Genomic DNA, 15052 nt, shown 5'->3' with positions numbered 1-15052 from the left:
AAGTAGCCACTTTTTCCGCTCCCGCAAGTTTTTGAGGCAAGTTTTTTTGAGGTTTTTTCTAAGTCGCTGGAAGCTCGGCCTTTGCGCATGAAAGTTTTTTGGGCCGTCGTGCGGGCTTTCGGATTTATGGCTCATGGCCACAACCCATTTCTAAGACAGAAGCCGCAAAGCCACCTTCACGCCATAAAAAAAAGACAACCGAAGTTGCCCTAATTTTTTTGTTTTGCCTGTTCTATGGCTTTACTCAACCAGTATTTGTCGAGCTCGTCCATGTCGACAGGTTTTGCTGCCTCTTGTTTTTGGAGACGTCCGCTTTCAAAAGCACGGACGAGAATAGTTTCTATGAGATAATCCTCGTTGACCTGGTACGGATCGTAACCACGCTTGAGGTCAAGATCGAAAACCTTGGCCGTACTGTTCGACCAGAATGCCTTCCATCCGCTTTTATAATCCTTAATAATAGAATAGGTAGTGCGTCCGGTTTGGCGATATATGAGTTTTATCAGAATCTGACCTTGTTTACGCGACAGTTTCTTGAGCTTTTCGGAAAATTCGTTCTCGATATAATCCTCTACTATTTTATAGTACTTCTTTTTTTCCTTGGCGGTTTTGAGTTTCGACATGTTTCGGTCGAGCATCGTCAAACGCTCGGAAGCGATCCTCGCATACGGATACACTTTATAAACGCGGTTCTGAAGAATCAGGAATTCTTTCTTGTCGGCATAATTGAGCGGTTGCTTACCTATATATACTTCGTCGAGCATGACTTCCATGATGGAATCCTGTTCGGAAGGATTAAGATCGGACGGAATACTGTCTTTGGGAGTGACCTGTGCAGAGGCGCACCATCCGAAAAGCGTGATAAACAAAAGAGAACTTACTAATCTCATAGGGTTTGTTTAGGTGTCAAAAATATACATTCCTTACTCAACTGTAGTGCCAAATCTCTATTTTAGCGGAAATTTTTACAGAATGAGCAAATCAATATTAAAAAAATCGTCGATGGCGTTCATGGAGCGCTACCTTAATAATGCGTCGCCTACGGGTTACGAAGCAGAAGGACAGAAAATCTGGATGGATTACCTCAAACCTTACGTAGATACATTCATCACCGATACATACGGAACGGCGGTCGGCGTCATCAATCCCGATGCGGAATTCAAAGTCGTCATCGAAGGGCATTCCGACGAGATTTCATGGTATGTCAATTACATTACAGACAACGGTCTTATATATGTAATACGAAACGGCGGATCGGACCATCAGATAGCACCTTCGAAACGCGTGAACATCCACACCAAAAAGGGTATCGTGAAAGGCGTTTTCGGATGGCCCGCGATCCACACGAGAAACCGCGACAAAGAAGAGCAGCCTAAAATTGACAACCTTCATATCGATATCGGATGCGATACGAAAGCCCAAGTCGAGGAAATGGGCGTACATGTCGGATGTGTGATCACCTATCCGGATGAGTTCATGATCCTCAACGAAAACAAACTCGTGTGCCGTGCGATCGACAACCGCATGGGCGGATTCATGATTGCCGAAGTGGCGCGCCTGTTGTCTGAAAACAAAAAGAAACTGCCTTTCGGATTGTACATCACGAATTCGGTACAAGAAGAAGTCGGATTGAGAGGTGCCGAAATGATCACCAAAACCATCCGCCCGAACATCGCGATCGTGACCGATGTTTGCCACGACACGACCACGCCAATGATCAACAAGCGCATCGAGGGCGAGATTCAGATCGGAAAAGGCCCGGCAATCACCTACGCGCCAGCCGTGCAAAACAACCTGCGTGAGCACATCATCGATACGGCCGAAAAGAACAAGATCCCGTTCCAAAGACTCGCTTCATCGCGCGTTACAGGAACAGATACCGACGCATTCGCCTATTCAAACGGCGGCGTTGCCTCGGCATTGATATCGCTTCCGTTGCGCTATATGCACACTACGGTAGAAATGGTACACAAAGACGATGTCGAAAACGTGATCAAATTGATATACGAAGCGCTGCTCGGAATCGAGAACGGCGAAACCTTCAGTTACTTCAAATGATAAATAAAAAAAGCATCCTTCCCGGGATGCTTTTTTCCTTCATAACTAACCTTTTATAAATCCAAATATTACAACTTGGGCAAAGCGTTCGGAATTGAAAGTTTTTCCTGAGCTTTGTTGATGTAGTTGAAATCGAGCGGAGCGTAATCTGGCATTTGAGCCTCAATGATACGGTTGTTCTCCTTGATTTCGTTTACCGATGTCTCGAGAAACAATGGTTGTACTTGTTCATCCTGGGCGTCTACGATCTTTTTGTTGTCGACCATCGCTTCTTCTACAGATTTGAGATAGCCCGATGAGATATACGCCGTAGGATTCAATACGGTTTCTTCATTTACATATTTAGGGTGAGATGAAACGGCCTTTGCGTTTCCTGAACCGGTTCCGAAGTCTAATTCGCTTAGACCTGAATTAGTGGACGCTTGGGTGGCAACTGTAGCCAAAAGCGCGATTCCGAGGGTGATGATTGATTTCATGATGATTGTGATTGTGATGATTGATGATGATTTTTTGCTGTTTAGGCTTTTGCGAGAAGATCGGCGATTTCCTTACTTCCGGTCGCTTCGGCCCATTTCAAAGCGGTGAACCCGTTTTCGCTTTTTTCTTTAGTGCTTGCACCTTTTGAAAGCAGGAATTTCGCTATTTCGATTTGATTGTAACGCGCAGCTACCATAAGAGGCGTCATGCCGTTTGATTTTTCGTTTACGTCTGCACCGTATTCGACCATTTTTTTGACGAATTCGATTTCTCCTTTGCTGATGGCGTTACAAAGTGGTGTTCCGCCTACGAATTTTACTGTTGGTTTTGGATCAGAAACAGATACAGTTGAAGTTTCATTAGCGATAGCGACGTTTACGAAAGACACTAAAGCAAGACCAAGGTAGATGATTGATTTTTTCATGATGATTGATTTTAATTGATTGATTTACCTAATAGACGCCGACCGACAAACTTTCGTTACTCAATATTTTATTATTAACGTTTTTTTAACGGCTTATCGACTTTGTAAAATTAAAAAACGCCCTGTTTACGGGCGTTTTCAAATAGTTATGTGTAGATTACTTTTTTAAGAAGTCGAGCACGTTTTGTTCGATCCGTTCGTGTATTTGTGAAATATCGGCTTTTACGAAAGGCTCGCCTATGATGTTTTCATAGAGTTCGATGTAACGCTCCGAAACGGAATTGATGTATTCGTCGCTCATTTCGGGAATCGTTTGTCCTTCTTTTCCTTGGAAATCATTCGCGATCAGCCACTGGCGCACGAATTCTTTCGAAAGCTGCTTTTGATTTTCTCCTTTCTCTTGCCTTTCGGCATATCCGTCGGCGTAGAAATAACGCGATGAGTCGGGCGTATGGATTTCATCTATCAATACGATCTTTCCGTCTTTGGTCTTCCCGAATTCATATTTCGTATCGACGAGGATCAATCCGCGATCGGCCGCGATGTTCGTGCCGCGTTGGAAAAGCGCATGTGTGTAATTCTCGAGCACGAGATAATCCTCTTCGGAAACGATACCGCGCGACAGGATTTCCTCACGAGAGATGTCCATATCGTGTTCGCCGTTGTCGGCTTTGGTCGTAGGAGTGATGATCGGTTGCGGGAATTTGTCGTTTTCCTTCAATCCTTCCGGCATTTCAACACCGCAAACCGTTCTTTTTCCCAAAGCGTATTCGCGTGCGGCGTGTCCTGAAAGGTATCCGCGGATTACCATTTCGACCTTAAAAGGCACGCATTGGTGACCGACGGCGACATTGGGATCGGGAGTTGCGATGAGCCAGTTCGGGACTATATCGTTCGTAAGTTCCATAAAACGCGTGGCGATCTGGTTCAGGATTTGTCCTTTATAAGGAATCCCTTTGGGCATGACGACGTCGAAAGCCGAAAGCCTGTCGGTAGCGACCATGACCAAGAGATCATCGTTTATATTATAGACTTCGCGAACTTTTCCGCGATAAACGGATTTCTGTCCGGGAAAATTAAAATCTGTAGTTGTGATGGTGTTGCTCATGCTAGTAGTTTTGTCGCGCAAAAATAAGGCTAAAAAAAGGTTTGCCCAATTTATTCTTCCGAGATTGGAAAGAAAAAAGCGCAGGCTTCTCACCCACGCTTTTCCATTTATGATTTCAGGCTTTACCCCTGATTTTCTATTTTCTTGTACGCCTCGATCACTTTTCTTACGAGTTTGTGACGCACGATATCTTTGTCGTCTAGATAAATGATGCCGATGCCTTCGGTATCTTTCAAAATCAACAGCGCTTCCTTCAATCCTGACATCGTGGCTCGCGGCAAATCGACCTGGCCTGGATCTCCCGTGATGATGAATTTGGCGTTGCGCCCCATACGCGTGAGGAACATTTTCATTTGGTTGTGCGTCGTGTTCTGGGCTTCGTCGAGGATTACGAACGCGTTATCCAACGTGCGCCCTCGCATAAAAGCCAACGGCGCGATCTGGATGATGCCTTTCAATATGTAATCTTCGAGAGTCGTCGGCGGAAGCATGTCGCGTAACGCATCGTACAACGGTTGCATGTAAGGATCGAGTTTTTCCTTCATGTCTCCAGGAAGAAACCCGAGGTTTTCACCGGCTTCTACCGCCGGACGCGTCAAAATGATGCGCTTGACCTGTTTTTCCTTGAGCGCCTTCACGGCCAAAGCTACACCAGTATAGGTCTTACCCGTTCCCGCAGGACCGACGGCAAACACCATATCGTTCTTGAAAACCGTATCGACGAGCAATTGCTGGTTGGGCGTCATCGCCTTGATCAGTTTCCCGCCGAGACCGTGCACCAAAATCTTGTCGTGATCCGGCATGCGCTGCTCATCCTGCGTATTGCTTTGGATGACGCGGTCGATGACGTTGTCGTCTATATTATTGTATCTCGTGAAATGTGCCATGAGGCGATGAAAACGATTCTCGAACTCGTCGAGCACTTCCTTTTCGCCGAACGCTTTGATTGTCGTTCCTCTGGCTACGATTTTCAGTTTGGGATAGTATTTTTTGATGGTTTCCAGATGGGCATCCTGTGCGCCCCAGAAATCTTTAGGAGCAATCTCTCCAAGCTCAATGATTCTCTCGTTCAAACGCCTTCAATTTTAGTTTAGGAATAATAGCTTTTATTAGTAGCTTTGCGTGAATTCCGGACACCGGTTTTTGGTGTTTAGGTTCACTCAAATATAACGATTTTACGGGTGTTGCGCCCAGATTTTATAAACAATTTTATGTCAATAATTACGCTTACTACCGATTATGGCCTGCGCGACCATTTCGTCGGCGCACTCAAAGGTAAGCTGCTTTCGGAATTCCCCGAGGCGAAAATCGTTGACATTTCCCACAACATCGACCATTTCAATACGGCCGAGGCGAGTTACGTGATCGAGGCCGCCTATTCGAGTTTTCCGAAAGGAAGCGTCCATCTTATAGGTGTCGATATCGAACTCGACCGCAACACGCGTCATGTCGCCATGCAATGGAACGGGCATTTTTTCATTTGCGCCGACAACGGTACGCTGGGTTTCCTCACACAAAAAATCAAGGCCGAAAAAATTGTCTCGATCAACATTCACGACCGCTTGCCCGAAGACGCCACCGATCTCGACGTTTTCGTAAAAGTCGCCTGCCATTTGGCCAAAGGCGGAAACTTGAACGTCATCGGACGCGAAATCGACTCGGTGCGCGAACTCAACGAACTCAAGCCCTTGGTGGCTAACGACAATTCGTCCATAAAAGGCTATGTTGTGTATGTGGACCATTTCGGCAACGTCGTGACCAATATCACCAAAAAGATGTTTTCAGATGTCGTCAAGGGCCGCAATTACGAAATCGTGTTCCGTTCGGCACAGCATACGATCCGTTCGATTTTCGCGAAATATTCCGACGTGGTGATTTCGGACACCTATCCGCCAAAATTCTACGAAGGCCAGCGTTTGGCGTTGTTCAATTCTGCCGGAAATCTTGAAATCGCGTTGTACAGGAGCAATCCGGCCACGACCGGAGGCGCTTCTTCCCTACTCGGGCTTGGCTATCGCGATGCCGTAACCATTAATTTTTCGCAATAATGTTCATCCGCATCGTAAAATTGAGTTTCCATCCGGAGCACGTGCTCACGTTCCTCGATAATTTCGACCTCATGAAGGAGAAAATACGAAACGCGCCCGGAAACCGTTTATTGGAACTGTATCGCGACAAGAACAACGACAATATATTCTTCACGTACAGCTATTGGGAAACCGAGCAGGATTTGGAGAATTACCGCGAATCGGAACTGTTTTACGACGTGTGGACGTTCACCAAAAAATTGTTCAACGACAAACCCGAAGCGTGGAGCGTTGATCGATTAGTGAGTTTGGAATGAATCAATTTTTATTTTTTATTGCCATTTATCATTGGGCGTCCAATTAACCCGGACAGAAATCAGTTGAATACAGGTAATAAAAAATAGAAAATTTAAGAATAAGAATAAAATATGAAAGCCATCCTTCTACGAGAAATGAAATCCTTCTTCGGGTCGCCCGTCGGATATCTCGTCATTGCCATTTTCCTGTTGCTCAACGGGCTTTTCCTTTGGGTTTTCGACGGGGAATACAACATCGCCCAAAGCGGTTTCGCCGACCTTACACCATTCTTCACGATTGCGCCATGGATCTTGATTTTCCTGATTCCGGCAGTAACGATGAAAAGTTTTTCTGAAGAGCGTAAACAAGGAACACTTGAACTTTTGCTTACCAAACCGTTGAGCGTATGGCAAATCGTCAACGGAAAATTTTTGGGTTCGATGCTGCTTATCGTCATCGCGATCATCCCGACGCTGATTTACGTTTTCGTAGTCTCTAAATTCGGCTTGCCCGAAGGCAATATCGACATGGGAAGCACGATGGGCTCGTATTTCGGATTGTTGTTTTTGATTGCGGCGTATTCGGCCATCGGGATTTTCACGTCGTCTTTGTCGGATAACCAAATCGTGGCATTCATCGTATCGGTTTTCCTGTGCTTCCTTTTGTATTACGGATTCGAAGGCTTGGCTGGTTTCGTCGGCAATGCGCGCGATTTCGTTTCGGCTTTGGGCATGGACAGCCATTTCGAAAGCATGGGGCGAGGCGTCATCGACACGCGCGACGTCGTCTATTTTTTGACGGTTACCGTTTTGTTCCTGTCGTTTACCGTTTTTAGGCTTAAATCGTTGAAATCATGACAGAAGCAAAGAAAAAAAACCTCAAAAGCCTTATCATCACGATCGTGGTCTTGCTTGCTTTGAACCTTATCGGAATCAAGCTTTTCCAGCGTTTCGATTTGACGCAGGACAAGCGGTACACGCTTTCGAAAACGTCTTTCGATATCATGGAGGAAATCCGTGAGCCGATGCTCGTCGATGTATATCTCGAAGGCGATTTTCCGGGCGAATTCAAGAAACTCCAGACCGAAACCCGTCAGTTGCTCGAAGAATACAAGGCGTACAACCCGAACATCCGTTTCCGTTTCATCGATCCGCTAGACGATTCCGAAAGCAGCGCACCCGATAAACGCGAGATCATCTATTCCATCTTCAAGATGGACAACCCTATGGTTTCGGCAAAAGAGACTAAGGAAATCGAAGCCAGCATCAACCAGATTCTAGATCTTGATAAAGCCGTTCTCGACTCTTTCCTAGGAACAGGCATGACGCCTGCCCGCGTGACGATGAACGACAAAGGCAAACAAACCGAAGCCGTCGTTTTCCCGTGGGCGATCGCGACGTATCAGGGACGAAGCGTTAAAGTGCCGTTGCTCAAGAACATGATGGGCGCTTCGACGGCCGAGAAAGTGGTCGGTTCGGTACAACATCTCGAATACGCTTTTGCGAACGCGTTCAATACGATTTCCAAAAACAAGGACAAAAAAGTCGCTGTGATCAAAGGAAACGGCGAGCTGCACGATCTTTTGATGGCCGATTTCATCAAGAACACGCGCCAGAATTATTTCATCGGGACGTTTACACTCGATTCGGTGGCCAAACAGCCGAACGAGACGCTCAAATTCCTCAAGAAATACGATTTGGCCGTAATCGCCAAACCTTCGGAAACCTTTACGGATGCAGAAAAACAAGTGCTCGACCAATTCATCCTGAACGGCGGCAAAACGCTGTGGCTCGTCGATCAGGTAAAGATCGAAATGGACAGCCTTTACAACAGCCAAGGTTCTACGCTCGCATTCCCGATGGATCTGAACCTCAACGACATGTTTTTCAAATACGGCGTCCGCATCAATCCGAACCTCGTGAAAGACATCATGGCCGCACCTATAGCGCTTGCTACGGGCGAACAAGGCAGCGCGGCCCAATATTCGCAATATCCGTGGTTTTATTCGCCATTGGTGTATCCGCAATCGAAAAATCCGATCGTAAGCAACATCGATGCTGTGAAATTCGATTTCGCGAATAGCATCGACACCTTGAAAAACGGCATCAAGAAGACCGTTTTGCTTCATTCTTCACAATATTCGAAAGTTGTAGGAGCGCCTGTCGAAGTACGTCTGGACATGGTCCAGGAGCGTCCCGAACCTGCAGAATTCAACAAGACAGTAAACATCCCGATGGCTGTTTTACTCGAAGGGAAATTCCATTCGGTATACGAGAACCGCGTGCTTCCGTTCAAGGACGACACGTTCAAGAACGAAGGCAAGGATACGAAAATGATCGTGGTTTCGGACGGCGACGTGATCCGCAACCAACTCGACAAGGAATACCGTCCGCTCGAGCTCGGTTACGACAAATGGACCAACAAACTCTACGGCAACAAGGAATTCCTCTCGAATTGTGTGAATTACCTGCTCGACGACACCGGACTTATCAACATCCGCAACAAGGAAGTGAACCTGCCGATACTCGATCAGGAGAAAGTACACGCCAGTTACACGACCATCCAGGCCGTAACCGTCGGATTTCCAATCGTGCTGCTATTGGTTTTCGGTGCGCTTTTCACCTATCTTCGCAAGCGCCGCTACGCCAAATAGTGTTAATAATTTTATTTTCGGTTTTGCCGGCTTTTTGGTGGATTAAAATATATTTGTGAATCGGATAAAATCCGTGTTAAAAAAATAAAATCTGCAGATGAAATTCATCGTATCGAGTTCGTATCTACTCAAACAACTGCAAGTGTTGGGAAGTGTTATCAATAGCAGCAACACCTTGCCTATCCTCGACAATTTCCTTTTTGAACTTGACAACAACGCGCTTACGGTTTCGGCCAGCGACCTTGAAACGACGATGAGCGCGACGCTTGAAATCGATTCGACTTCCAAAGGCAGCGTAGCCGTTCCCGCAAAATTGTTGCTCGAGATACTGAAGACGTTCCCTGAACAGCCTTTGACGTTCACCGTAGAGGAAAACAGCACGATCGAAATCAGCTCGAATTCGGGTAAATATGCGCTGGCTTATGCTCCGGGCGAGGAATTCCCGCGTTCGGTAAGTCTTGACGATCCGTCTTCAACGATCGTTCCTGCCGAAGTTTTGGCCACGGCGATAAGCAAGACGATATTTGCTGCCGGAAACGACGATTTGCGTCCGGTGATGTCTGGGGTTTTCTTCCAGTTTTCTACCGAAGGCCTTACGTTCGTCGCTACCGATGCGCACAAGCTCGTAAAATATGCGCGTGCCGACGTGAAAGCGTCACAGGAAGCAAATTTCATCATGCCTAAAAAGCCTTTGAACATCCTCAAGAGCATTTTGAGCTCGTCGGATGCCGAAGTGAAAATAGAATACAACGATTCGAACGCGACGTTCTCGTTCGATAATTATGTGTTGACGTGTCGTTTGATCGACGGGAAATATCCGAACTACGAAGCGGTTATCCCGAAAGAGAATCCGAACAAATTGCAGATCGACCGCGGACAATTCTTGAGTTCCGTGCGTCGTGTGGCGATTTTCTCGAACAAGACGACGCATCAGATCCGTCTCAAGATCGCCGGTACCGAATTGAACATTTCGGCCGAAGATATCGATTACTCGAACAAAGCCGAGGAAAGATTGACTTGCGATTATCAGGGAGACGATATCCAAATCGGGTTCAACTCGCGTTTCCTTACCGAAATGCTCACGAACCTCCAATCGGATTTGATCCTTTTGGAAATGTCCTTGCCGAACCGCGCGGGTATCCTTACCCCGATCGACGGGCTTGACGAAGGCGAGAGTGTGACCATGCTCGTGATGCCGGTCATGCTCAACAACTAAGCTACCAACCAATTTTTTCTATTGAACCGCTGTCATTTGGGATGGCGGTTTTTTTTGTTCTCTACGAGTAGATGATTTGCGGACTTAACAGGAGATAATACAATTTGTTAATTAAAATTTTAATTTATCCGAAATATTTTAATCTAAAAATCAGTAATATTACGATTCTATGGAACGGATGCCTAACATTCGTGGCGAATACCGAAAAGCCTTAAGAGTAGGAAACAAAAACCAACCAAAAAATGAATAAAAAAGTACTCGCCGGTGTCTTGTGCCTCGCCGGATTGTTCGCAAACGCACAAAAACTGGACAAATTCGGTGCTGATCTTGGAAAGAAAAGCGTCATGGGCAAAGAAATCCGTGTGCCGTATACCGATGTAATCAACTATTACGGCTACATCAAACCCGGAGCCGCACCCGATGAAACCAAAAACGGAAAGAAAATGTACTATGTGTACGTATGGATTCCGGTTGCCGCTCCCGAAATTGGAGTGAGAATGGTGTCACCAGCTCCCGATGGCAGCAAACCGTCGGACAAAGATTATGTAATGGCTGATTTTACGGCGAACGCGTCGGACACGAAGAATTATTTCGACACCTGGGTGACTTTGGAAAGAGCCGAAGGCATCCTTAAAATAGAAGATGTGGCCGCAAAAGCCAAAGGAGCGAAATGGATCACGATCGATTCCAACGACGACTCTTCTGAATTGCCTGCACAGCCGTCGGGAAGCAAATACAACTCGTTGATGCGCATCACGAGCGAAACGTCGAACCCAACCAAATCGTTGGTAATGGGCTTGTACCGTATCGGGTTCACGACGTACAAAAGAGGCGAAGTCCAGGGCAGTTTCCTTGCACAGATCGGGGCTCCGGTCAAATTACCGGGAGTTGCCGTCGCTTCAAAACCAGAAGACGTAGCCAAGTCGGCTAAAAAATAACAATCTGCTTTATGCACCTTGCCGCGGGTTTGGTTTTCCGTTCCCGCGGTTTTTTATTTTAGCCACGAATGGCACGAATATCACTAATCCAATTTGTGTAATTCGTGCCATTCGTGGCTAACTATTCAGCGATTCGAATCAACTTCTTGTTCACGAATTCCTCGATTCCTAAAGGCGACAATTCACGGCCGTAACCCGAACGCTTCACACCTCCGAAAGGCAAATCAGGGCGAGAAGCCAGATTCTCGTTGATAAAAATCATTCCCGTTTCCATCTGAGCTGCCACGTTTACGGCACGATCGGTGTCTTTGCTGAAAACTGCGCCGCCTAGTCCGAAATTGGTTGCGTTCGCCAGTTCGATGGCTTCCCTTTCGTCTTTCACGCGATAGAACGAAGCTACGGGACCGAAGAGTTCTTCTTCGTAGGCGACCATTCCGGGTTTGATATCGGTCAAAATGGTGAATTCGTAAAACGCGCCTTCCCTATCCATGCGCTTTCCGCCGACCAAGGCTTTCGCGCCAGCTTTCAACGTCGCCTGTACCTGTTCGTCGAGTTTTTTCACGGCATCTTCGGTAGATAAAGGCCCGACTTGCGTCTTCGGATCCATCGGGTCGCCAACGTTCAATCCGGTAATTTTGAGTTGAAGTTTAGAGATGAAGTCATCGGCCACCTTATCCATGACGATAAACCGTTTGGCCGACGTACAGGCTTGCCCCATGTTCGAGAAGCGTCCGAGGTAGGCTTTTTCGACAGCCAAATCAAGATCAGCATCTTCGAGCACGATGAACGCGTCGCTTCCGCCAAGTTCGAGCACCGATTTCTTGAGGTTCTTTCCCGCTGCTTCACCCAAGCTTGAACCCGCCGTTTCGCTTCCGGTGAGCGACATTCCGACTATCCTTTCGTCTTCTGCGAGTTTGGCGATGCGTTTTCCGGCAAGAAAAAGATTGGTGTAAACGCCTTCGGGCGCACCTGCTTCCTTAAAGATTTTTTCGATCATTTCGGCGCATTGCGGAACGTTCGAAGCATGTTTTATCATCATCACGTTTCCAGCCATGATATTAGGCGCGACCAATCTCGCGACTTGGTTGAACGGGTAATTCCAAGGTTCGACTCCCAAAATGACTCCCATTGGCGACAGTCGCACGAACGCTTTTCCGTCCTTGACTTTCATCGGACGGTCTTTGAGGAATTCTTCGGCGTTTTCGGCATAATATTCATAAACCGAAGCGACCATTTCGACCTCACTTTCACTTTGGGCGATGAGTTTGCCCATTTCGAGTGTGATGAGCTTGGCGAGTTCCGATTTCTTGCTTCGGAAAATCGACGCGACTTTTAGCAGCAAGGCTTTTCGTTCGCTTAAAGCGGAATTTTTCCAACTTTGGTAAGCCTGATGCGCATTGGCTATTTTTTGTTCCAATTGTTCATCGGTAAGTTCGTCGAAAGTTTTGAGAAGTTTGCTGTTGTAAGGATTTACGGTTTGTATGGGCATTGTTATCGTGTGCTTATTTGTAATCTGTGCAATTTGAATCAATCGTGGATCGCCAAAATCGGAACCGAGCAATGAAACGCGAGTTTTTTGGTCATGCTTTTATGGAACAAACCTTCGAAAAAGCCGCGTTTGTGGTTCAAAAGCGCGAGCAAGTCGATGTCTTGATTGTCGATAAAATCCAGAATACTGTGTTCGACGTCTTGGTTTTCGACGATATGGAAACGCACGTTTTCGTTTTTCATCAATAATTCCCAATCGGCTACGACCACGTCTTTCACATCGGTCGACGGCGTTTTGATATAAAGACAGTCGATCTGCGCGCCGAAAGCCTTTGCCAACGGTAGGAGTTTTTTGAGCGCCGGCAAATCTTTTTCGCGGAATCTGGTCGTGAACGCGATTTTCTTTATCTGCATAAATCGGGATTTTTCGGGTACGGCCAAAACCAAAGCGTCCGTACGCGTCATCACGTCGGCAGTCGAAGTACCGAGAAAGGTTTCGGTCGCACCCGTAGCGCCTTTTGTGCCCATGACCACGAAGTCGATGTTGTCGGTCTTTACCAGCTGAAGGATACTATTTACGAGATCGCCGTCGAGTAACACGCTGTCGATCTGCACTTCGTCGCATTGGTTTTGAGATGCGATGTTGCGCAAAATCGGGATCTGGCTTTTGTAGTTCTCGAAATTGGCAAGTTCGACCGTATCGTACACTTCCATAAGGTAAGCCGGAACGTCTATATAATCGACGACAGGCATTTCGTACACATGCAGCGTGACGATCCTGGCATCGAGATGTTTGGCCAGATGCAAAGCGTATACGAAAGCGTTGTTGGCCGCTTCAGAAAAATCGGTCGGAAACAGTATCTTTTTCATCGTTTGGTTGTTTGACTAAAGTTAGTGAAAGAATGGCGGCAGACGCCGGGCGTTGAGGAATTATTAACTCAATCCATTTGCGAATTGCGTATTTTTGCGCCATGATCAACCAAGACAACATAGTCGCGCTCGCAACGCCTTCGGGAGCCGGTGCGATTGCGGTAATCCGCGTTTCGGGCGCCGATGCGATTTCGATAGGCGCTTCGGTTTTCAAATCGGTCCGCAACAAGGATCTGACGAAACAGAAATCGCACACTTTGCATTTAGGGCATATCGTCGATGATGAAAAAGTGCTAGACGAGGCGCTCGTCTCTTTGTTCAAAGGCCCGAATTCGTATACAGGTGAAAATACCGTCGAGATTTCGTGTCACGGATCGACTTATATCCAACAGCAAATTATCCAGTTATTGCTTCGGAAAGGCTGTCGTATGGCCGATCCCGGCGAATTTACGTTGCGCGCTTTCTTGAACGGAAAACTCGATCTGTCTCAAGCCGAAGCCGTCGCCGACCTCATCAATTCCGATAACGAGGCGGCTCACCAGGTCGCGATGCAGCAAATGCGCGGCGGATTCTCGAATGAAATCGCCAACCTGCGTCAGGAACTGCTCAATTTCGCATCGTTGATCGAATTGGAACTCGATTTTTCTGAAGAAGACGTCGAATTCGCCGACCGTACCCAATTTCGCGAATTGCTCGAACGCATAGAATTGGTACTCAAACGCCTGATCGATTCGTTTGCCGTAGGAAACGTGATCAAAAACGGGATTCCGGTTGCGATCGTGGGCGAACCGAACGTTGGCAAATCGACATTGTTGAATGCTTTACTTAATGAGGAACGCGCTATCGTTTCAGACATTGCAGGAACCACTCGCGATACGATCGAAGACGAACTCGTGATTAAAGGTATCGGTTTCCGGTTCATCGACACAGCCGGAATCCGCGAGACGAAAGACGTCGTGGAAAGCATCGGCATCCAGAAAACATTCGAAAAAATGGCCGCAGCACAGGTTGTCGTGTATTTGTTCGACGGCTTGCAACTTTCCGATAAAACGACTCTCGAAGCCATTAAAAACGAAATAGAGAAAATCCGCAACCAATATCCGATGAAACCTTTGGTGATCATCGGCAATAAATCGGACAAATTACCTGAAGTCCAAGTTGTCGAAATAACGAGCGAAATTCCCGAAATCCTTCTTATTTCGGCCAAAAGCGGCAAAAATGTAGAAGAGCTAAAAGATCGATTGATTTCTTTCGTCAATACAGGTGCGTTGCGGAATAATGAGACGATCGTGACCAATACGAGGCATTACGATTCGTTGCTCAAAGCGCTTGAGGAAATCCAGAAAGTGCGTTTCGGTTTGCAGCACAACCTGTCTTCAGACCTTATGTCGATCGACATTCGCGAAGCCTTGTATCATTTCGGGATGATTACCGGACAGGTGACAAACGATGAATTGTTGGGGAATATTTTCGCGAATTTCTGCATCGGAAAGTAA

Annotated in this window: 15 protein-coding genes; 8 read left to right on the top strand and 7 right to left on the bottom strand. The window is 46.8% G+C overall.

The features are described from left to right. Positions 1-209: 209 nt before the first annotated feature. Complete coding sequence (locus HZF10_RS15650) at positions 210-890, bottom strand: DUF4294 domain-containing protein (RefSeq protein WP_176007166.1); 681 nt, start codon at positions 888-890, stop codon at positions 210-212. 82 nt (positions 891-972) lie between these two features. Here HZF10_RS15650 and HZF10_RS15645 point away from each other — a divergent pair, with 82 nt between their 5' ends. Continuing rightward, complete coding sequence (locus HZF10_RS15645; RefSeq protein WP_176007165.1) at positions 973-2058, top strand: M42 family metallopeptidase; 1086 nt, start codon at positions 973-975, stop codon at positions 2056-2058. A 68-nt stretch (positions 2059-2126) separates the two neighbouring features. On the opposite strand, the gene HZF10_RS15640 is transcribed toward HZF10_RS15645, so the two are convergent. The 4 genes from HZF10_RS15640 to HZF10_RS15625 all read right to left on the bottom strand — a co-directional run bounded on the left by HZF10_RS15640 (position 2127) and on the right by HZF10_RS15625 (position 5140). Further along, positions 2127-2534: a hypothetical protein gene (locus HZF10_RS15640; RefSeq protein WP_176007164.1), complete on the bottom strand. Its 408-nt coding sequence runs from the start codon at positions 2532-2534 to the stop codon at positions 2127-2129. Positions 2535-2575: 41 nt separating this feature from the next. Continuing rightward, positions 2576-2959, bottom strand: coding sequence for an ankyrin repeat domain-containing protein (locus HZF10_RS15635; protein WP_176007163.1), 384 nt, complete (start codon positions 2957-2959; stop codon positions 2576-2578). A 157-nt stretch (positions 2960-3116) separates the two neighbouring features. Beyond that, positions 3117-4067 carry a phosphoribosylaminoimidazolesuccinocarboxamide synthase gene (locus tag HZF10_RS15630; protein WP_176007162.1) on the bottom strand — a complete coding sequence of 317 codons (951 nt, stop codon included), beginning with the start codon at positions 4065-4067 and terminating at the stop codon, positions 3117-3119. 122 nt (positions 4068-4189) lie between these two features. Continuing rightward, positions 4190-5140 carry a PhoH family protein gene (locus HZF10_RS15625; protein ID WP_176007161.1) on the bottom strand — a complete coding sequence of 317 codons (951 nt, stop codon included), beginning with the start codon at positions 5138-5140 and terminating at the stop codon, positions 4190-4192. A 138-nt stretch (positions 5141-5278) separates the two neighbouring features. Between HZF10_RS15625 and HZF10_RS15620 the strand changes: the two genes are divergently transcribed. From HZF10_RS15620 to HZF10_RS15595, 6 genes are all read left to right on the top strand, one after another. Further along, entirely contained in the window at positions 5279-6115 is an 837-nt protein-coding gene (locus HZF10_RS15620) for an SAM hydrolase/SAM-dependent halogenase family protein (protein ID WP_176007160.1), read from the top strand. Beyond that, positions 6115-6411 (top strand): putative quinol monooxygenase, encoded by a 297-nt coding sequence (locus HZF10_RS15615; protein ID WP_176007159.1) that lies wholly within the window; start codon positions 6115-6117, stop codon positions 6409-6411. Before HZF10_RS15620 ends, HZF10_RS15615 begins: the two co-directional genes overlap by 1 nt. Positions 6412-6522: 111 nt before the next feature. Then, the gene (gldF, locus tag HZF10_RS15610) at positions 6523-7248 is read left to right on the top strand and encodes a gliding motility-associated ABC transporter permease subunit GldF (RefSeq protein WP_176007158.1); all 726 of its coding nucleotides are present in this window, start codon (positions 6523-6525) and stop codon (positions 7246-7248) included. Then, positions 7245-9044, top strand: coding sequence for a gliding motility-associated ABC transporter substrate-binding protein GldG (gldG, locus tag HZF10_RS15605; RefSeq protein WP_176007157.1), 1800 nt, complete (start codon positions 7245-7247; stop codon positions 9042-9044). The genes gldF and gldG overlap by 4 nt, the downstream gene beginning before the upstream one ends. 97 nt (positions 9045-9141) lie before the next feature. Then, positions 9142-10260: a DNA polymerase III subunit beta gene (gene dnaN / locus HZF10_RS15600; protein ID WP_176007156.1), complete on the top strand. Its 1119-nt coding sequence runs from the start codon at positions 9142-9144 to the stop codon at positions 10258-10260. Between the two features lie 242 nt (positions 10261-10502). Continuing rightward, the gene (locus tag HZF10_RS15595; protein ID WP_176007155.1) at positions 10503-11198 is read left to right on the top strand and encodes a Lipl32 family lipoprotein; all 696 of its coding nucleotides are present in this window, start codon (positions 10503-10505) and stop codon (positions 11196-11198) included. A gap of 121 nt (positions 11199-11319) precedes the next feature. On the opposite strand, the gene HZF10_RS15590 is transcribed toward HZF10_RS15595, so the two are convergent. Then, positions 11320-12687, bottom strand: coding sequence for an NAD-dependent succinate-semialdehyde dehydrogenase (locus tag HZF10_RS15590; protein ID WP_176007154.1), 1368 nt, complete (start codon positions 12685-12687; stop codon positions 11320-11322). Positions 12688-12725: 38 nt separating this feature from the next. After that, entirely contained in the window at positions 12726-13556 is an 831-nt protein-coding gene (locus HZF10_RS15585) for a universal stress protein (RefSeq protein ID WP_176007153.1), read from the bottom strand. Between the two features lie 101 nt (positions 13557-13657). On the opposite strand from HZF10_RS15585, the gene mnmE reads away from it, so the two are divergent. Then, positions 13658-15052, top strand: a complete 1395-nt coding sequence (gene mnmE, locus HZF10_RS15580) for a tRNA uridine-5-carboxymethylaminomethyl(34) synthesis GTPase MnmE (RefSeq protein WP_176007152.1) — start codon at positions 13658-13660, stop codon at positions 15050-15052.

It is taken from the genome of Flavobacterium agri (assembly GCF_013401995.1).
GTDB classification, from domain to species: Bacteria; Bacteroidota; Bacteroidia; order Flavobacteriales; family Flavobacteriaceae; genus Flavobacterium; species Flavobacterium agri.
The sequence above is the reverse complement of the archived record's forward strand: the minus strand, read 5'-3'. Positions and strand labels throughout refer to the sequence as shown.